This window comes from Streptomyces panaciradicis (genome assembly GCF_023516615.1).
GTDB classification, from domain to species: Bacteria; Actinomycetota; Actinomycetes; order Streptomycetales; family Streptomycetaceae; genus Streptomyces; species Streptomyces panaciradicis.
Genome location: NZ_JAMGBF010000109.1, coordinates 1 through 17,032, shown reverse-complemented (window position 1 = coordinate 17,032; position 17,032 = coordinate 1). Strand labels below are relative to the sequence as shown.

Annotated in this window: 20 protein-coding genes; 12 read left to right on the top strand and 8 right to left on the bottom strand. The window is 70.7% G+C overall.

Annotation, left to right across the window (positions count from 1 at the left end; translation table 11 throughout):
* Positions 1-67 precede the first annotated feature (67 nt).
* Genes M8J74_RS30975 through ppk2 form a run of 3 tightly spaced genes read left to right on the top strand, consistent with a single transcriptional unit; the run spans position 68 to position 2,382 of the window.
* A complete protein-coding gene (locus tag M8J74_RS30975) occupies positions 68-1,222 on the top strand; it encodes an inorganic phosphate transporter (protein ID WP_249839614.1) in 1,155 nt (384 codons plus the stop codon).
* 15 nt (positions 1,223-1,237) lie between these two features.
* Complete coding sequence (locus M8J74_RS30970) at positions 1,238-1,471, top strand: hypothetical protein (protein WP_249839613.1); 234 nt, start codon at positions 1,238-1,240, stop codon at positions 1,469-1,471.
* A gap of 20 nt (positions 1,472-1,491) precedes the next feature.
* The gene (gene ppk2, locus M8J74_RS30965; protein ID WP_249839612.1) at positions 1,492-2,382 is read left to right on the top strand and encodes a polyphosphate kinase 2; all 891 of its coding nucleotides are present in this window, start codon (positions 1,492-1,494) and stop codon (positions 2,380-2,382) included.
* 109 nt (positions 2,383-2,491) lie between these two features.
* On the opposite strand, the gene sodN is transcribed toward ppk2, so the two are convergent.
* Complete coding sequence (sodN, locus tag M8J74_RS30960; RefSeq protein ID WP_004983535.1) at positions 2,492-2,887, bottom strand: superoxide dismutase, Ni; 396 nt, start codon at positions 2,885-2,887, stop codon at positions 2,492-2,494.
* Positions 2,888-3,032: 145 nt separating this feature from the next.
* Here sodN and sodX point away from each other — a divergent pair, with 145 nt between their 5' ends.
* Positions 3,033-3,467, top strand: a complete 435-nt coding sequence (sodX, locus tag M8J74_RS30955) for a nickel-type superoxide dismutase maturation protease (protein ID WP_249839653.1) — start codon at positions 3,033-3,035, stop codon at positions 3,465-3,467.
* Here the strand turns inward: sodX and M8J74_RS30950 are convergent.
* Positions 3,371-4,000 carry a CGNR zinc finger domain-containing protein gene (locus M8J74_RS30950; protein WP_249839611.1) on the bottom strand — a complete coding sequence of 210 codons (630 nt, stop codon included), beginning with the start codon at positions 3,998-4,000 and terminating at the stop codon, positions 3,371-3,373. The genes sodX and M8J74_RS30950 overlap by 97 nt on opposite strands.
* Positions 4,001-4,097: 97 nt before the next feature.
* Between M8J74_RS30950 and M8J74_RS30945 the strand changes: the two genes are divergently transcribed.
* Positions 4,098-4,880: a class I SAM-dependent methyltransferase gene (locus M8J74_RS30945; RefSeq protein WP_249839610.1), complete on the top strand. Its 783-nt coding sequence runs from the start codon at positions 4,098-4,100 to the stop codon at positions 4,878-4,880.
* Between the two features lie 58 nt (positions 4,881-4,938).
* Here M8J74_RS30945 and M8J74_RS30940 read toward each other — a convergent pair whose 3' ends face one another.
* Genes M8J74_RS30940 through M8J74_RS30930 form a run of 3 tightly spaced genes read right to left on the bottom strand, consistent with a single transcriptional unit; the run spans position 4,939 to position 7,660 of the window.
* The gene (locus M8J74_RS30940) at positions 4,939-5,739 is read right to left on the bottom strand and encodes an amino acid ABC transporter ATP-binding protein (protein ID WP_283948816.1); all 801 of its coding nucleotides are present in this window, start codon (positions 5,737-5,739) and stop codon (positions 4,939-4,941) included.
* Positions 5,736-6,665 (bottom strand): amino acid ABC transporter permease, encoded by a 930-nt coding sequence (locus M8J74_RS30935; protein ID WP_249839609.1) that lies wholly within the window; start codon positions 6,663-6,665, stop codon positions 5,736-5,738. Before M8J74_RS30935 ends, M8J74_RS30940 begins: the two co-directional genes overlap by 4 nt.
* Before the next feature lie 32 nt (positions 6,666-6,697).
* Positions 6,698-7,660 carry an ABC transporter substrate-binding protein gene (locus M8J74_RS30930; RefSeq protein WP_058923275.1) on the bottom strand — a complete coding sequence of 321 codons (963 nt, stop codon included), beginning with the start codon at positions 7,658-7,660 and terminating at the stop codon, positions 6,698-6,700.
* Positions 7,661-8,230: 570 nt separating this feature from the next.
* On the opposite strand from M8J74_RS30930, the gene M8J74_RS30925 reads away from it, so the two are divergent.
* From M8J74_RS30925 to M8J74_RS30910, 4 genes are all read left to right on the top strand, one after another.
* Entirely contained in the window at positions 8,231-9,454 is a 1,224-nt protein-coding gene (locus M8J74_RS30925) for an NAD(P)-dependent malic enzyme (RefSeq protein ID WP_058923274.1), read from the top strand.
* Between the two features lie 186 nt (positions 9,455-9,640).
* Entirely contained in the window at positions 9,641-10,606 is a 966-nt protein-coding gene (locus M8J74_RS30920; protein WP_249839608.1) for a zinc-binding dehydrogenase, read from the top strand.
* Between the two features lie 110 nt (positions 10,607-10,716).
* Entirely contained in the window at positions 10,717-10,926 is a 210-nt protein-coding gene (locus M8J74_RS30915) for a helix-turn-helix domain-containing protein (RefSeq protein ID WP_016437953.1), read from the top strand.
* Positions 10,926-11,498 (top strand): Clp protease N-terminal domain-containing protein, encoded by a 573-nt coding sequence (locus M8J74_RS30910; RefSeq protein WP_249839607.1) that lies wholly within the window; start codon positions 10,926-10,928, stop codon positions 11,496-11,498. The genes M8J74_RS30915 and M8J74_RS30910 overlap by 1 nt, the downstream gene beginning before the upstream one ends.
* Before the next feature lie 199 nt (positions 11,499-11,697).
* Here M8J74_RS30910 and M8J74_RS30905 read toward each other — a convergent pair whose 3' ends face one another.
* Together M8J74_RS30905 and M8J74_RS30900 are read right to left on the bottom strand one after the other, a co-directional pair.
* A complete protein-coding gene (locus tag M8J74_RS30905; protein WP_249839606.1) occupies positions 11,698-12,756 on the bottom strand; it encodes a PadR family transcriptional regulator in 1,059 nt (352 codons plus the stop codon).
* A gap of 1 nt (position 12,757) precedes the next feature.
* Positions 12,758-13,780 carry a DUF4097 family beta strand repeat-containing protein gene (locus M8J74_RS30900; protein ID WP_249839605.1) on the bottom strand — a complete coding sequence of 341 codons (1,023 nt, stop codon included), beginning with the start codon at positions 13,778-13,780 and terminating at the stop codon, positions 12,758-12,760.
* Positions 13,781-13,926: 146 nt separating this feature from the next.
* Between M8J74_RS30900 and M8J74_RS30895 the strand changes: the two genes are divergently transcribed.
* Entirely contained in the window at positions 13,927-14,811 is an 885-nt protein-coding gene (locus M8J74_RS30895) for a hypothetical protein (RefSeq protein ID WP_249839604.1), read from the top strand.
* Positions 14,812-14,940: 129 nt separating this feature from the next.
* On the opposite strand, the gene M8J74_RS30890 is transcribed toward M8J74_RS30895, so the two are convergent.
* Complete coding sequence (locus M8J74_RS30890; RefSeq protein WP_003992906.1) at positions 14,941-15,120, bottom strand: DUF6104 family protein; 180 nt, start codon at positions 15,118-15,120, stop codon at positions 14,941-14,943.
* Between the two features lie 146 nt (positions 15,121-15,266).
* On the opposite strand from M8J74_RS30890, the gene M8J74_RS30885 reads away from it, so the two are divergent.
* Entirely contained in the window at positions 15,267-15,758 is a 492-nt protein-coding gene (locus M8J74_RS30885; RefSeq protein WP_249839603.1) for a CU044_2847 family protein, read from the top strand.
* Positions 15,755-17,032: S1 family peptidase (locus M8J74_RS30880; RefSeq protein ID WP_308406132.1), on the top strand; the 1,278-nt coding region annotated here is incomplete at its 3' end. The genes M8J74_RS30885 and M8J74_RS30880, both read left to right, overlap by 4 nt.

Genomic DNA, 17,032 nt, shown 5'->3' with positions numbered 1-17,032 from the left:
CCGGAAGCGGACACGGGCTTCGCCCTCAGTTCGCCTGCTGTACGAAAGCGCTTGTTCCCATGGGGCGATGGACCACATCACGTTCCTCGTGGCGGTCGTCATCGTCACGGCTCTCGCCTTCGACTTCACCAACGGATTCCACGACACGGCGAACGCGATGGCCACCTCCATCGCCACCGGCGCGCTCAAACCCAGGACCGCGGTCCTGGTCAGCGGAGTCCTCAACATCGTCGGAGCCTTCCTGTCGACGGAGGTCGCGAAAACGATCTCCGGGGGGATCGTCGACGACACACTCGTCAGCCCGGCGATGATCTTCGCCGGGCTGGTGGGGGCGATCCTGTGGAACCTGCTGACCTGGCTGCTCGGGCTGCCGTCGAGTTCGTCGCACGCGCTGTTCGGCGGCCTGATCGGGGCCGTGTGGGTCGGGGCCGGCTCCCACGGCGTGCACTTCGACAAGGTGGTCGAGAAGGTGCTGATCCCGGCCGTGGCCTCGCCGGTCGTGGCCGGCGTCGCCGCCCTGATCGCCACCTACTGCGCCTACCGGCTCACCGCCCGCGCCCGCAGGGGCTCGGTCACCAAGGGCTTCCGGCTCGGCCAGATCGCCTCGGCCTCCCTGGTCTCCCTCGCGCACGGCACCAACGACGCGCAGAAGACCATGGGCATCATCACCCTGACCCTGATCTCCGCCGGCGCCCTCGGCCACGACGCCGGCCCGCCCGTGTGGGTGATCGCCTCCGCGGGTCTCGCCATCGGCCTCGGCACCTACATCGGCGGCTGGCGGATCATCCGCACGATGGGCAAGGGCCTGACCGAGATCCAGTCGCCGCAGGGCTTCGCCGCGGAGACGGCCTCCACGACCGTCATCCTCGCCTCGGCCCACCTGGGCTTCGCCCTGTCCACCACCCAGGTCGCCTCCGGCTCCATCCTCGGCGCCGGTCTCGGCCGGCGGCTGGCGGAGGTCCGCTGGGGCGTCGCCGGCCGCATGGTCGCCGCCTGGCTGATTACACTGCCCGCCGCCGCGCTGGTCGGCGGCGTCTCGGCGAGCGCCGTCAAGCACGGCGGCGACCTCGGCACGGTCGTCGTCGCCCTGGTCGGCGCCGCCCTCGCCGCGGGCATCGTGCTGCTCTCGCGCCGCAACCCGGTGCACGCGAACAACGTCAACGACGCCCACGAGGTCACCATCCGCACCGAGCCGCCGGCCCCGGTCGGCACGGCCGCCTGAGGCAGGGAGAGTTCGATGAGTCTGGACTGGAACGCGCTCGGCCAGGTCACTGCGGTGAGCATCGGCGTCACCGTCGCCGTGGTCGTCGTCTTCGCCCTCGGGGTACTCGGCCTCGCACGCCACGAGGGCGCCCGAGACGAAGCGGACGGCGCCTCCGCCCTCGGCACGGCCCAGGCGGCGCTGTGCTTCCTGGCCTGCGCGGCCGTGGTGGCGTACGGGATCTGGCTGATCGTGCCGCGGTTCCACTGAGCACCGGAAAGGACGACGGGATGACGACGCCCCTGACGGCCGAGCTGAAGGTCGACTACACCGACCCCGACGAGCCGGTGCTGATCCGCCCGGACGGGTCGCCGATCGACACCTGGAAGGAGGACTACCCGTACTCCCGGCGCATGGAGCGCAGGGAGTACGAGCTCCACAAACGGCTCCAGCAGATCGAACTGCTGAAGCTGCAGAGCTGGGTGAAGGAGACGGGGCGCCGGATCGTGATCCTCTTCGAGGGGCGGGACGCGGCCGGCAAGGGCGGCACCATCAAGCGCTTCACCGAGCACCTCAACCCGCGCGGCGCCCGGGTGGTGGCGCTGGAGAAGCCGACCGAACGCGAGCGCGGGCAGTGGTACTTCCAGCGCTACGTCGAACACCTGCCGACCGCCGGGGAGATCGTCCTGTTCGACCGCTCCTGGTACAACCGGGCGGGCGTGGAGCGCGTGATGGGCTTCTGCGACGACGACGAGTCCCGCCGCTTCATGCGCCAGGCCCCGCTGTTCGAGCGGATGCTCGTGGACGACGGCGTGGACCTGGTGAAGTTCTGGTTCTCGGTCTCCCGCAGCGAGCAGCGCACCCGCTTCACGATCCGTCAGGTCGACCCCGTACGGCAGTGGAAGCTCAGCCCGATGGACCTCGCCTCCCTGGACCGCTGGGACGACTACACCGCCGCGAAGGTCGCCATGTTCCGCGAGACCGACACCGACCACGCCCCCTGGACGGTGGTGAGGAGCAACGACAAGAAGCGGGCCCGCGTGGAGGCCATGCGCAGCGTGCTGGCCCGTTTCGACTACACCGACAAGGACGGCGAGGTCGTCGGCCGCCCCGACCCGCGGATCGTGGGCGCGGCGGCGGGCCTGCTGGAGGCGGGCGAGGACGACGACGGGCTCGGTTAGGCCGGGGAACGCCGAAGGGGTCCGGCCGGAGAACCGGCCGGACCCCTTCGGGAAGCCCGTGGACCCGCGATGGTGCACCGATCGCCGGCCCCCGCGAACGAGGCGTTCGTCAGGCCTTCTTGGTCTCCCAGAAGATCTTGTCGATCTGGGCGATGTAGTCCAAGGCCTTCTGGCCGGTGGCCGGGTCGGTGGACGCCTTGGCGGCCGACAGGGCCTTCAGGGTGTCGTTGACCAGCTGGTGCAGCTCCGGGTACTTCTCGAAGTGCGGGGGCTTGAAGTAGTCGCTCCACAGCACGGAGACGTGGTGCTTCGCAAGCTCGGCACGCTGCTCCTTGATGACGGTGGCACGCGCCTGGAAGTGCGGGTCGTCGTTGCCGGCCATCTTCTCCTGGACGGCCTTCACGGACTCCGCCTCGATGCGGGCCTGGGCCGGGTCGTACACGCCGCAGGGCAGGTCGCAGTGCGCGCTGACCTTGACCTTGGGGGCAAACAGGCGGGAAAGCATGAAGCGTTCCTTCCTCGTGATCGTCTTCTCAGGTGCGACATTACTCCCTGGGAGAGGCTATTTCGCGAGTGCCCCCATGGGCTTAGGACAAAAGTCCAGGGTCAGACTGAGACTGGTGGAGGATCGGACCGGGGAGGTGCCGGCGATGCCGGAGCTGTCGCAGGACGTCGAGCGCGGACGGGCGCTGCTGCCCTTCGGGGTGGCGGAAGTGACCGGACCGTCCATGGTGCCCACGCTCTACCACGGGGACCGCCTCGTGGTGCAGTACGGCGCCCGGATCCGGCCCGGTGACGTCGTCGTACTGAGGCATCCCTTCCAGCAGGACCTGCTGGTCGTCAAGCGGGCCGCCGAGCGCCGCGAGGGCGGCTGGTGGGTGCTCGGCGACAACCCCTACGCGGGCGGCGACAGCACGGACTACGGGACCGTGCCGGAGGACCTGGTCCTGGGCAGGGTCCGCTTCCGGTACCGGCCGCTGAAGGCCGGTCAGCGCTCGCCGCTCGCGCTCGCGCGCTGGGCGCTGTCGGCCGCGTGGCCCGTGGTCTCCGACCGGTCGGCCTCCAGGCGTTTGCGGGCCCGGTAGGCGGCCACGTTCGCCCGGGTGGCGCAGCGGTCGGAGCAGTAGCGGCGGGAGCGGTTCGTCGAGGTGTCGAGGTAGGCGTTGCGGCACGGCGCGGCCTCGCACAGGCCCAGCCGGTCGACGCCGTGCTCGGTCAGGTGGAACGCCAGGCCCATCGCCGCGATGGCCGCGTAGCCCGCGGTCGCGTTCGACGGGTGGTCCGCCAGGTGCATGTGCCACAGGGGCCGGCCGTCGTCGTCCCGGAAGTTGTGCCCCGAGATCTGGGGGCTGACCGGGAACTCCAGGAGCAGTGAGTTCAGCAGGTTCACCGCCAGCGTCTCGTCGCCGGCGTCGGCCGCCTCGAAGACCGCCCGCAGCCGGGCCCGGACCGAGCGGAACCGCGTGACGTCCGCGTCCGTCGCGCGCCGGGCCGCCTCCTTGTTGGTGCCGAAGAGATCCCGCACCGCCTCCACCGAGGTGAGCGCGTCCTTGCCCCGCTTCGGCTCCTCGCTGTTGACGAGCCGTACGGCATAGTCCGAGTAATAGGCCAGTTCCACTTGTGGTCCTTACGCAGGCGCTCTATGGTCGTGGGTACGGTCGGTAACAGATGATCGTGCTTCCAGGGTATTACGACCGTCGACGGCGGAGGGGCAGATGACGACGGACGCGACGAACGCGACGGACACCGGCAACCGCGCATGGGCGCTGCGGTACCAGCAGTCCTGGGACCGGCAGCAGGAGTGGTACATGCCGGACCGCGAGGAGCGGTTCCGCGTCATGCTCGACATGGTGGAGGCGTTCGTCGGCACCGAGCCGCGCGTCCTCGACCTCGCCTGCGGCACCGGCAGCATCACCGCCCGCCTGCTCGACCGCTTCCCGGACGCCACCAGCACCGGGATCGACCTCGACCCGGCCCTGCTCACCATCGCACGCGGCACCTTCGAGGGCGACGAGCGGGTGGTCCTCGTCGAGGCCGACCTCAAGGACCCGCACTGGCCCGCGCTGCTGCCGTACGACACCTACGACGCGGTCCTCACCGCCACCGCCCTGCACTGGCTGCGCACCGACGCCCTGGACGGCCTCTACGGGCGGCTGGCCGGACTCGTCCGGCACGGCGGCGTGTTCATGAACGCCGACCACATGCCCGACGACACCACGCCCCGCATCAACGTGGCCGAGCGCATCCAGCGCCACGCCCGCATGGGCCGGGCGCAGAGCGAGGGCGCCCTGGACTGGGCCGAGTGGTGGGCCCGGGCCGCCGAGGACCCGGTCCTCGCCGCCCCCACGGCCCGCCGCTTCGAGATCTACGGCGCCCACGCGGACGGCGAGATGCCCTCCGCCGCCTGGCACGCGAGCACCCTGCGCGAGAAGGGCTTCGCAGAGGCCCGTGCGGTGTGGTGCTCGCCTTCGGACACGTTGATGCTGGCGTTGAGGTAACGGCGTACGGAGAAGGGGCGGTACGGGAGTCCCGTACCGCCCCTTCTCCGTCGTACGGCTAGAGCACCTTCGACAGGAACGACTTGGTGCGCTCGTGCTGCGGGTTGGTCAGGACGTCACGCGGATGGCCCGCCTCGACCACGACACCGTCGTCCATGAAGACCAGCGAGTCGCCGACCTCGCGGGCGAAGCCCATCTCGTGCGTGACGACGATCATCGTCATGCCGTCCTCCGCGAGGTCCCGCATGACGTCGAGGACCTCGCCGACGAGCTCGGGGTCCAGAGCCGAGGTCGGCTCGTCGAAGAGCATCAGCTTCGGCTCCATCGCCAGTGCCCGGGCGATGGCGACGCGCTGCTGCTGGCCACCGGAGAGCTGGCTGGGGTACTGGCGCGTCTTGTCGCCGAGGCCGACGCGGTCCAGCAGCCGCTGGGCCCGCTCCCGGGCGACGGCCTTGGACTCGCGCTTGACCTGGACCGGCGCCTCCATGACGTTCTCCAGCGCCGTCATGTGGGGGAAGAGGTTGAAGCGCTGGAAGACCATGCCGATGTCCCGCCGCTGCGCCGCCACCTCCTTCTCCTTCAGCTCGTAGAGCTTGTCGCCGCTCTGCCGGTAGCCGACCAGCTGGCCGTCGACGTACAGCCGGCCGGCGCTGATCTGCTCCAGGTGGTTGATGCACCGCAGGAAGGTGGACTTGCCCGAACCGGACGGACCGATCAAGCAGAACACCTCACGCGGGTTCACCTCCAGGTCGATGCCCTTGAGGATGTGCGCCAGACCGAAGGACTTGTGCACGCCCTCGGCCTTCACCATCGGCGCGCCGCTGCCGGACGTCGGGATGTCCTTGCTGAGACGGGTCATCGGGCCACCTCCGGGCGACGGAACGAACCGAACATGCGGAGGTTCTTCTTCAGCCGCTGGAACGGGGTCGGCGGCAGGTTGCGCGTCGAGCCACGGGCGTACCGGCGTTCGATGTAGTACTGCACGATGCTGAAGATCGTGGTCAGGAACAGGTACCAGATGCAGGCCACGAAGTACATCTCGACGACCGCCAGCGAGGTGCTGGAGATGTCGGTGGCCTTCTTGATCAGCTCGGGCAGCTGGACCGCGTAGGCAAGCGACGAGGTCTTCAGCATGTTGATGAACTCGTTGCCGGTCGGCGGGATGATGACCCGCATGGCCTGCGGGAGGATCACCCGGCGCAGCGTCTGGCCCTGGGTCATGCCCAGCGCGTGCGACGCCTCCGTCTGCCCCTCGTCGACCGACTGGATGCCGGCCCGGACGATCTCCGACATGTACGCGGCCTCGTTCAGGCCCAGGCCCAGCAGCGCGGTGAGGATCGGCGTCATCACCTGGTTCATCTCGTTCTTGTAGAACCCCAGGTTCAGGATGGGGAAGACGAGCGAGATGTTGTACCAGAGCAGCAGCTGGACCAGGACCGGCGTGCCGCGGAAGAACCAGATGTAGAACCAGGACACGGTGCTGGTGACCGGGTTCGACGACAGCCGCATCACGGCCAGGATGACGCCGAGGGCGACGCCGAGCACCATGGCCAGCACGGAGATGTACAGCGTGGTCCACGCGCCGGACACGATGCCCGGGTCGAAGAGGTAGTCCGGGATGACGCTGTAGTTGATGTTCGCGTTGGAGAACGCGATACCGATCAGCGCCACGATGCCGATGACCACGACGCCGGAAACCCAGCGGCCGTAGTGCCGCACCGGTATGGCCTTGATCTGCTCCGGCGGCACCGATGGCGCCGGAATCTTGTCGACGGTGTCAGTCACGATGACAGCCCTTCAGTGGTGCCAGAAGCTGTTCAGGAGCCGCCGTTGATCTTCGACTCGGTGACCGCGCCCTGCGTGACGTTCCACTTCTGCAAGATCTTCTGGTAGTCGCCGTTCTTGATGATCGCGTTCATGGCGGCCTGGATGGCGTCGCGCAGCTGGGTGTCCGTCTTGCTGACCGCGATGCCGTAGGGGCCCGCCTCGATCTGGTCGCCGACGACCTCGAAGTCCTTGCCGCCACCGGAGGTCTTGGCGTTGTAGGCCGCGACCGGGAAGTCGTTCAGGTCGGCGACGGACGCGCCCTGCTTCAGACGGAGCAGCGCCTCGGGGTCGGTGTCGAAGGTCTGCAGGTTGATGGCCTTCTTGCCGTCCTTGGTGCACTTCTTGCTCTGTGCCTTGGCGATGCCCTCGGACGTGGTGCCCTTCTGCAGGGCCACGACCTTGCCGCACAGGTCGTCGAGCGACTTGATGCCCTTCGGGTTGCCCTTCTGGACCAGGATCGAGGTGCCGGCGGTGAAGTAGTCGACGAAGTCGACGCCGTTGCCGACCTTCTTGCCGGTGTCGGAGTCGACGCCGTTCTGGCGGTCCTTGGTGTCGTTCATCGCCGACATGAGCACCTGGAACCGCTTGGCCTGCAGACCCACGATCAGGTTGTCGAACTTGCCGTTCTCGAACTGGAACTGCACGCCCAGCTGCTTGCCGAGGGCGGCCGCGATGTCGGGGTCGATACCGACGGCCTTGCCGTTCTGCATGAACTCGACCGGCGGGTAGGCGATGTCGGAGCCGACCTTGATGACGCCCGCCTTGCGGATGTCGGAGGGGAGCTTGCTCGCGAGCGGCGCGTTCGACGAGGACGCCGACCCCGAGCTGCTGCCGCCCTTGTCGGTCTGGTCACCGCAGCCGGTGAGGATCAGGGCGCCCGCGACCGCGATCGCACCGGCCGCGGCCAGACGGTGGTGCGTGGCGGTCGCACGACGGGTGGAGCTTGCGGTCATCTTGGGTTCCTCCGGCTGATGGGTGGAGATGCCGATGGGTCGACGAGAACACACACCATCGGGTGTCGCGACCTCGTGGGTTTAGCGGCATCTTGCCATTCGGACGGAGCGGTTCAGGGGGCTGGCGATGTCAAAATCGGATAACGGGTGACCCCCGAACCCGACCAGGTCCGGACAAGATGACGGGATCATCTCCGGAAATCCGTCATTCCGGCCGGAAGATCTCCGGCGGATCTCAGGATGCGGACCGAGCGACGAGGCGTTGATCACTGTTCGACCGGTCGTCAGGCGCTGGTCAAGGGTCTGTCCCTATATTTCGGGACGATTCTCGTCACCCAGATGTGACCTTCCGGCACGGTGGTGTGACCTTGCACTTAATGGACTCGTCCTCGGCGGGTCCGTCCGGTAAGAAGGTTCTTTACACCCCTCATCCGGGGCTCGTGGCGCGTGTGCGGCGCGCCCGTCGCGTATGACCCGTACGCATCAATAGATCGGGCCATGCGCGGTCCCGCCCACTTCTCACCAGGAGTGGCAACCCTCAACCATTGAAGATTTAAGGGGTAAAACAAAGTGGCAGCGGAGATCGTCAATCCTCGCAGCGACAGCAATACGGACCAGGACGGCGGGGCGGAGCCCCTCGATTCCTTCGATCCGGCGTTCGCGCTGCACCGCGGCGGCAAGATGGCCGTGCAGGCCACCGTGCCGATCCGTGACAAGGACGACCTGTCCCTCGCATACACACCCGGCGTGGCGCGCGTGTGCACCGCGATCGCCGATCAGCCGGACCTGGTCCACGACTACACGTGGAAGTCGTCCGTGGTGGCCGTCGTCACCGACGGCACCGCCGTGCTCGGACTCGGGGACATCGGCCCCGAGGCCTCCCTCCCGGTCATGGAGGGCAAGGCCATCCTGTTCAAGCAGTTCGGCGGCGTGGACGCCGTTCCGATCGCTCTGAACTGCACCGATGTGGACGAGATCGTCGAGACCGTGGTCCGGCTCGCGCCCTCCTTCGGTGGCGTCAACCTGGAGGACATCTCGGCACCCCGGTGCTTCGAGATCGAGCGCAAGCTGCAGGAGCGGGTCGACATCCCGGTCTTCCACGACGACCAGCACGGCACCGCGGTCGTGACGCTGGCGGCCCTCAGGAACGCCGCGCGGCTGACCGGCAAGGGCCTCGCCGACCTGCGGGCCGTCATCTCCGGCGCCGGCGCGGCCGGTGTCGCCATCGCCAGGATGCTGGTCGAGGCCGGCATCGGCGACGTGGCCGTGGCCGACCGCAAGGGTGTCGTGTCCGCCGACCGCGAGGACCTCACGCCGGTCAAGCGGGAGCTCGCGGGCTTCACCAACAAGGCCGGCATCAGCGGTTCGCTGGAGGACGCGCTGGCGGGCGCGGACGTCTTCATCGGCGTCTCCGGCGGTACGGTCGCCGAGGCGGCCGTCGCCTCGATGGCCGAGGGCGCGTTCGTGTTCGCCATGGCCAACCCGAACCCCGAGGTCCACCCCGACGTCGCGCACAAGTACGCGGCCGTCGTGGCCACCGGGCGGTCCGACTTCCCGAACCAGATCAACAACGTGCTGGCGTTCCCGGGCATCTTCGCGGGCGCGCTGCAGGTGCGGGCGTCCCGGATCACCGAGGGCATGAAGATCGCCGCCGCCGAGGCGCTGGCGGGCGTGGTCGGCGACGACCTCGCCGCGGACTACGTCATCCCCTCGCCGTTCGACGAGCGCGTCGCCCCGGCCGTCACGGCCGCGGTCGCGGCCGCCGCCCGTGCGGAGGGCGTCGCCCGGCGCTGACATCCCTGCCGCCGGCCGTCGCATCGGCCGAATGACCCCGTCCGTCAGGGCGGGGTCATTTCTTTACCCGGCCGCTCGGCCGGGCGAGTGAACGTGTCCCGGTGCTCGGGCCGGCCGGTGCAAGAGGGCATGTGTCACAGGGCGGCACGGTTCCGTCGGTCCGGGTCGCCGCCTATCGTCAAGGTCATGTTCGCCGTCTACGCCGCCCGAATCGACCGCGACCAGCCGCTGAACGGCCTCGAACTCGGGGACCGTCCCGCCCCCGAGGCCCGGCCCGGCTGGAGCACCGTCAACGTCAAGGCCGCCTCCCTCAACCACCACGACCTCTGGTCGCTCCGGGGCGTGGGCCTGCCCGAGGAACGACTGCCGATGATCCTCGGCTGCGACGCCGCCGGTGTCGACGAGGACGGCAACGAGGTCGTGCTGCACTCGGTCATCGGCCAGAGCGGGCACGGGGTCGGGCCCAAGGAACCCCGTTCCATTCTCACCGAGCGCTACCAGGGGACCTTCGCCGAGCAGGTCGCCGTGCCGACCTGGAACATCCTGCCCAAGCCCAAGGAGCTCTCCTTCGCGGAGGCCGCCTGTCTGCCGACCGCGTGGCTCACGGCCTACCGGATGCTCTTCACCAACGCCGGTGTCCGGCCCGGGGACTCGGTGCTGGTGCAGGGCGCCGGCGGCGGTGTCGCCACGGCCGCGATCGTGCTGGGCAAGGCCGCCGGGCTGCGCGTCTTCGCCACCAGCCGCGACGAGGCCAAGCGGAAGCGGGCCCTGGAACTCGGTGCCGTGGAGGCGGTGGAGTCGGGAGCTCGGCTGCCGCAGCGGGTCGACGCCGTCATCGAGACCGTCGGCGCCGCCACCTGGTCGCACTCCGTCAAGTCCCTGCGTCCTGGCGGCACGCTCGTCATCTCCGGTGCCACCAGCGGCGACCGGCCCTCGCACGCCGAGCTCACCCGCATCTTCTTCCTCGAACTCAAGGTCGTCGGCTCCACGATGGGCACCAAGGACGAACTGGAGGACCTGCTCTCCTTCTGCGCCGCCACCGGCGTCCGTCCCGTCATCGACGAGGTGCTGCCGATGGACCGCGCGCGTGAGGGCTTCGAGCGGATGGAGTCCGGGGAGCTGTTCGGAAAGATCGTCCTCACCAACGACTGACCTCTGTCCCGTACTTCGTCCGTGCCTGCGGCCGACCCGTTCTCCGGGTCGGCCGCAGGCGTTTGTCAACTGTGGTTGACGGTGAGGGCTTGTCAATGTAAGTTGACAGCATGACCGAAGCAACGGATCTCGCCGAGCGGGCCGGTGACCGCGATCCACGGGTCGGACTGCGCGCCGTGGCCGCCCTTCGCCGTCTGCTGGAGCAGTTGGAGGCGGTGCAGGTGCGCAGTGCGCGCAATCAGGGCTGGTCGTGGCAGGAGATCGCCGCGGAACTCGGCGTCAGCAGGCAGGCCGTGCACAAGAAGTACGGGAGGCATTGATGTTCGAACGGTTCACGAAAGACGCCCGTGCCGTGGTGCGAGGCGCGGTGGAGCACGTGGAGCGGGCGGGGGAGCGGACGGTCGACGCCGACCACCTTCTCCTCGCGGTCCTGGAACGGGAGGGCAGCCGGGCCTCCTTCGCGCTGGCCTCGCTGGGGGTGACCGGCGCGAGGAAGGAGTCCGTACGGGACGCGGTGGCCGAGGGCCGACGGCGCGCCGGACTCTCCCGGGCCGATGCCGACGCCCTCTCCGGACTGGGCATCGACGTGGCGGAGATCGTCGCCCGCGTCGAGGAGGTGCACGGCGTCGGGGCCATGTCCGGCGACCGAGGGGACAAGGGCCGGTGGTCGGGCCGCCGTGCCTTCGGCCGCGACGCCAAGGGTGTCCTGGAGAGGTCGCTGCGCACCGCGGTCGCCCACGGCGACCGGCACATCGGCGACGAGCACCTGCTGCTCGCCCTGACGACCGGCGGCGGTGTGGCGGCCGAGGTCCTCGCCGACCACGGGGTCACCCACGAGTCGCTGACGCGGGTCCTGTACGGAGGCGGCGAGGGGCGGGCGAAGGCCGGCTGAGGGGAGGGGGAGGGGAGGGGGCAGAGGGGGGAGGGGGGAGAGGGGAGGGGGAAGGGGAAGGGCGAGGACGGACGCGGATGCGGGCGCGGTGCGTGGTGCCCTTCTCGTGCTCCGGCGTGCGGAGGGCCGCTTCCTCCGGTGGTGGTGCGGACGCCGCCGGCTGTGGCGTCCGCGGACACGGGAAGCGGTCCTCCGGTGCTCAGACCCTGGGGCCGCGCAGTATCGCCCCGATGTGGGCCGCCGCCGTCGACAGGTGGCGGCGGGCCTCGCGGAGTTGGTCCTCCGTCACCCCGTGGTCCCTGGCGGCGTCGCGGATGTCGTCGCGGAAGCGGTCCAGGAGACGGTCGAGGTCACGGGAGGGATCGCCGGTGGCGTCCTCGTGCGCCCAGGCCGGTTCGTAGTCGGCGGGGAAGTCCTCGGGCGTCTGCGAGTACTCCGGCCGGGGTGTCGAGGTGCCGGCGCCGTTCCGGCCGAACCCGAAGTCCTTCCCGAACTCCTTGCCGAAGTCCTTCCCGAAGTCCCCGAACTCCTTGGCCAGTTCCGTCAGTCCCTCGCGCACCCCCGTCGGCCAGTCGCCGCGCGCGAAGTGGTCCTGGACCTGCTCCTGCACGCGCCGGCCGATGCGCTGCAGCTCCTCCTGGGCCTGGGCCCGGGCCCGCTCCTGGGCCTCCTTGGCCTGGCGCCGGGCCCGCTGGGCCTCCTCGCGGGCCCGCCGGCTCTCGTCCTTGGCCCGCCGCGCCTGCTCCTTCCACTCCTGCTTGACCCGCCGCATCTCCTCCTTGGCGGCGCGCCAGGCCTCCTTCTCTTCGTAGTCCCCGAAGTCCTGCGACGTGCCGTCCCGCTCGCCGTGGTCCTTGGCGCCCCCGCCGCGCCGGGCCTCCGTGGCCGCCGCCCGCATCTCGCGCCGCAGGTCGCCCGCGGCGCCGCGCACGTCGGCCCGGATCTCGGCGGCGAGTTCGGCGACCGACTCGCGGATCTCCAGCTCCAGGTCGGCCAGTTCGCCGGAGCGGTCGGCCAGTTCGGCGCGGCCCGCGTCCGTGATGGCGTACACCTTGCGGCCGCCCTCGGTGGTGTGGGTGACCAGGCCCTCGGCCTCCAGCTTGGCCAGGCGCGGGTAGACGGTGCCCGCCGACGGTGCGTACAGCCCCTGGAACCGCTCCTCCAGGAGCCGGATCACCTCGTAGCCGTGGCGGGGCGCCTCGTCCAGCAGTTTCAGCAGGTAGAGGCGGAGGCGGCCGTGGGCGAAGACGGGGGGCATGTCAGAGCACCTTCTTGTCGGTCGTGCCATCGGCCGGGGCACCGCTCGCGCCACCGCCCTGGCCGGAAACGGAATTGTCCCCCGAGTCGCCGTGCGGTCCGTCCGCCGGGGTGTCTGCCGGGGCGCCCGTGGGCGTGGCTTCCGTCCCCGAGCCGCCCGGCGCCGGGTCCTCGACGACCGGGCCGATGTCCTCCGGGTCGACGTCCCAGGGCTCGTCCTCGATCGGGGGGCGGCGCAGCAGGGCGATCGAGCCCGAGACCGTCGTCGCCTTGAGGCTGCCGCTGCCCGAGCCGAGCCGGCCGGTGATGCGCTTGGCCCCCCACTGGCCGCTGACCCGCAGGTCCTCGAAGGCGTTGGAGACCGACCCGCTCGCGGTGTTCGCCTCCACCCTCGCGTCCGCCGGGTGGGGCAGCCGGATGGCGATCTCGCCGGAGACGCTCGTGAGACTGATGTCGGTCGGCCGGCTCGCCGGGTCGAGGTCGACGATCATCGAGCCGCTGACCGAGTCCGCCTTGACCGAGGAGCCCGCCTCGACGACGGTCAGGTCCCCGGATACGGAGTTGAAGCGGAGGTCCCCGCGCAGGGCCTGCGCCTCCACGTTTCCCGACACGGTGTCGGCACGCACCGGGCCCGTGAGACCCACCAGGGTCGTGTCGCCGGTGACCCCCTTGACCTCCGCGCGCCCCTCCAGCCCGGAGACCACGGCCGCGGCGCCGACCACGCCCACCTCGAGACGGGTGTCGGCCGGCACGGCCAGGGAGACCACGGCGCTGCGCCGCCATCCCTTGCGGTCGAGCCATTTGAGGAACCCCTTCCAGGGCAGGTCCTCGTAGGCCACGGTGAGCGTGCCGTGCTGCTGGGTGACCACCAGGGGTGGTCCCTCGATGTCGGAGACCTCCAGGCGGGCGGAACCTTCGTCGGTGCCCACCACGTTCACCGTTCCGTTGACGATGCGTACGTGGAGCTCTCGCACGGGCTCGTCGAACGTGAGTTTCCGCGGCTCTGAGACGGACCACTCGGGCATGGTGCTGACCTCCCCGTCGCAACGCGCCATATCGCGTCTTCTTCATTTCACGATATATCGCGGGCACGGAAAGTCAAGACACTCTTTCCGGGGACGGCGCCCGCGCTGGAATCGACCGGAGGGAGGAATCGTCCTAGTTTGTGACCATGTCGACGGATGCTTCTCGCGGCGGTGCCGCCACCGGAGCCCTGCTGCTCTGCCGGGCCGAGCCCGATTCCGTCGCCTTCGCCGCCCAGTTGCTGCGTGAACCCATGCTGCTCGCGGGAGCGGGAGCGGGGGAGGGGGAGGGGGAGGGAACCGGAGCCGGATCGGGAGTCGGAGACACCTGGAGTGTCCTCGTGCCCGAGGGGCGGCCCTGGCGGGACGGCGGCGAACCCGTCGACCGGGTCCTGACCGGCTGGGCCACCGCCCTCGCCGTCGGCGCCCCGTGGCCCGTACTGGCCCTGTGGTGGGACGCCGACCGTGCCGGTTACACCCTCGCGTCCGGCTTCCGCCGCCCCGTCGGCTACGTCTGGCTCGCCAACGGCACGCCGGCCGGCGAGGACGAGGCGATGCGCACCTTCGCGGCCCGCCTCGGCCTCGACCCGGTCCTGGACGTACAGGCTCTCGACGCACTCACCGAACCCGACCCCGCCCTCGACGCCACGGCCCGTCTGCGCGCCCTGCTCGCCGTCCTCACACGCGCGGGGGTCGCCCTGCCGGCCGGCCTCGACCCCGGTGAGCCCGCCGACCGTCTGCGGCAGGCCGCTCAGGAGCAGCGGGACACCCGTGCGGTGGAGTGGCCTGGATGGCGGGAGGCGGTACGGGCGGAACTGGACGACGTCGACAGCGACGGGCGTCTGAGCCGCTGGCGCCCCTGGGCCGGCACACCCCAGTCCCGCGCCCTGGCCCTCGCCCAGCTGGCGGCCGGTCTCCCCCTCACCGTCCTGGGCGCACGGCGGCACAGCGTCGGCTGGGCCGCGGCGGGGGCGCTCCTGCTGGCGCACGGGGCGCTGGGGCTGGCGTACGAGGTGGTGCGGCCGCGGGACTGACGACGGCCGCGTTCACGCCGTGGTCCCGAAGACCACCGCGTTCACGCCGTGGTCCCGAAGACCAGTCCTCCAAGGACGAGAATCAGCGCGCGCCGCAGCTCCCCGCCCCGCCCTCGAAGCGCCGCAGGCCTACTCGTCGTCCTCGTCGTCCAGGCGGGCCAGCCACGTCGCCAGGCGCTCCACCGGAACCTCGAAGTCCGGGTTGAGGTCGACGAACGTCCGCAGCTGCTCGGCGAGCCACTCGAAGGTGACCTCCTCCTCGCCGCGCCGCTTCTCCAGTTCCTCGATGCCGCGGTCGGTGAAGTACATGGATCGTGCTCCGTGATGGGTTGCGGGGGTTGGCACGCTCCCTGAAGGGAAGGACCCTTTCTCCTGCGATGGGTGGGACGGGGAGAGGAAGGTCCTCCGGTTCGTCCGGGAGACGGAAAAAGCATATGCGGCGATGGGGGAACGCCATGAGCGAGGACGTGACGCGGGTAGCGCGCATCGCACTGCCGGACGGGACACCGGTGTGGGCCCGGATCTCCGGCACCGAGGAGCTGACCGCACCGCCGGGACAGCTGTCCTTCAGCGACGTCGGCTTCGCCGAACGGGTCGAGGCGAGCGTGGACAGTCTGCACTCGCTCATCACGGGGGTCGCGCGCTCGCTCGCCGAGCCACTGCGCGCGGTGCGCCCCGACGAGGTGAGCGTCGAGTTCGGCATCGAGCTGACCGCCAAGGCCGGCAAGGTCGTCGGCCTGCTGGCCGACGGGGAGGCCAAGGCCGCCCTCACCGTCACCCTCACCTGGAACGGCGGCCCGCCCCAGCCGGACGCGGACCCCGCCGCACAGGCGCGCGGCGACGCCCCGCCGGCCCCGCCGTCCGGCGAGCCCACGCGCGCGGGAGCGTCCCCCGGCGCTCCGGTGCACGGCGGCACCGCGGCGGGCGCCGACGGGGGCGGGGCGTGACGCCGCAGCACGAGGGGGGCGCAACCGGCGGCTTCGACGAGGCCCACCGTGCGCTGCGTGACCTCGTCATGGCGGCGACCGTGCGCATCCATCGCACAGGTGTCGGGTATGCACCTGACGAACCGGACACCTTTCTCGGCAGTGGCTTCTTCGTCGCTCCGAACTGGGTGCTGACCTGCGCACACGTCGTGCCCGGCGGTGAGGGGGCGGAGATCGCGGTGATCCACCAGAGCGGACCCCAGCAGGCCTCCTCCGTCGTCCTCGGCGAGGTGGCCGCGACGCTGCCCGACCGCGCCGGGCAGTTACCGACCGGCGGCTGGCCGGCCCCGGACCTGGCCCTGGTCCGGCTGCGCGAGCCGGTGGGCCACGACTGCATGTACGTGTCCGAACGGCCGACGACGTATCTCGGCGAGGGCAAGGTGCTGTACGCGGGCTGGACGGTCGTGTCGGGACAGCTGCAGATCCTGGACGGGCCGATCGAGGTCCAGGGCACCCTCGGCGGCTGGTCCACGGGCGTCCAGATGCGCCTCGGCCACAACGACCTGCCGTACGGCGTCTCCGGCGGCCCCGTCGTCGACCCGCTGCGCGGCGAGGTCGTCGGCATCCTGAAGTCCCGCTCCGACCACGGCCAGGGCGGCACCTGCACCGGCATCGAGCGGCTGCGGACCCTGCCCGTCGCGCAGGGCGCCGTGACCGCCGAGCACGAGGACGCCTACCAGGCGGTCTTCCACGCCCACGACCGCTACCACCGCGACCGCCAGCAGCCCTCCGACTCCCGCCGCCCCACCTGGGCCGACGCGCAGAAGCGGCTCGGCGCCCGGCCGGGCCGCACGCTGGACCCGGACGAGCGCACCGAACTGCTGGGCCGGCTCGCCGAACTCCCCCCGCCCGCCAGCACCCGGGCCCTGCTGGACATCGTCGACTCCCTGCCCAACTTCGAGGCCCCCCACGTGCTGCCCGCCCCGCGCGCCTGGCGCGACGGCCTCGGCATGCTCTACGAGAACGCACGGGACGACGGCGTCCTCAAACTCGTCATCGACTACACGATGCGTGTGATGTGCGCCGACCGGCCGCTCACCCCCAGCACGCTGAGCGCCGAGCGCGCGCTGTGGGACTGGGTGCGCCAGGCGGCGGCCAGTCTCGACAGCGGCTACCGCAGCAGCCTCGCGCGCCGCCGTGAGGAGTGGTCCGCACTGCGCCGGCGGCAGCGGACGCGGGGGCCGGACGCCGCGGGCACGGCGGGCGGCGGACCGGACCGGCCGGGCATCGCACCG

Bases quoted from the DNA above. Each gene is read 5' to 3' on its own strand.
- M8J74_RS30975 (WP_249839614.1), top strand. From the start codon at position 68: ATGGACCACATCACGTTCCTCGTGGCGGTCGTCATCGTCACGGCTCTC.
- M8J74_RS30920 (WP_249839608.1), top strand. From the start codon at position 9,641: ATGTTCGCCGTCTACGCCGCCCGAATCGACCGCGACCAGCCGCTGAAC.
- M8J74_RS30970 (WP_249839613.1), top strand. From the start codon at position 1,238: ATGAGTCTGGACTGGAACGCGCTCGGCCAGGTCACTGCGGTGAGCATC.
- M8J74_RS30945 (WP_249839610.1), top strand. From the start codon at position 4,098: ATGACGACGGACGCGACGAACGCGACGGACACCGGCAACCGCGCATGG.
- M8J74_RS30885 (WP_249839603.1), top strand. From the start codon at position 15,267: ATGAGCGAGGACGTGACGCGGGTAGCGCGCATCGCACTGCCGGACGGG.
- M8J74_RS30910 (WP_249839607.1), top strand. From the start codon at position 10,926: ATGTTCGAACGGTTCACGAAAGACGCCCGTGCCGTGGTGCGAGGCGCG.
- M8J74_RS30905 (WP_249839606.1), bottom strand. From the start codon at position 12,756: ATGCCCCCCGTCTTCGCCCACGGCCGCCTCCGCCTCTACCTGCTGAAA.
- M8J74_RS30930 (WP_058923275.1), bottom strand. From the start codon at position 7,660: ATGACCGCAAGCTCCACCCGTCGTGCGACCGCCACGCACCACCGTCTG.
- M8J74_RS30915 (WP_016437953.1), top strand. From the start codon at position 10,717: ATGACCGAAGCAACGGATCTCGCCGAGCGGGCCGGTGACCGCGATCCA.
- M8J74_RS30900 (WP_249839605.1), bottom strand. From the start codon at position 13,780: ATGCCCGAGTGGTCCGTCTCAGAGCCGCGGAAACTCACGTTCGACGAG.
- ppk2 (WP_249839612.1), top strand. From the start codon at position 1,492: ATGACGACGCCCCTGACGGCCGAGCTGAAGGTCGACTACACCGACCCC.
- M8J74_RS30940 (WP_283948816.1), bottom strand. From the start codon at position 5,739: ATGACCCGTCTCAGCAAGGACATCCCGACGTCCGGCAGCGGCGCGCCG.
- sodX (WP_249839653.1), top strand. From the start codon at position 3,033: ATGCCGGAGCTGTCGCAGGACGTCGAGCGCGGACGGGCGCTGCTGCCC.
- M8J74_RS30890 (WP_003992906.1), bottom strand. From the start codon at position 15,120: ATGTACTTCACCGACCGCGGCATCGAGGAACTGGAGAAGCGGCGCGGC.
- sodN (WP_004983535.1), bottom strand. From the start codon at position 2,887: ATGCTTTCCCGCCTGTTTGCCCCCAAGGTCAAGGTCAGCGCGCACTGC.
- M8J74_RS30895 (WP_249839604.1), top strand. From the start codon at position 13,927: ATGTCGACGGATGCTTCTCGCGGCGGTGCCGCCACCGGAGCCCTGCTG.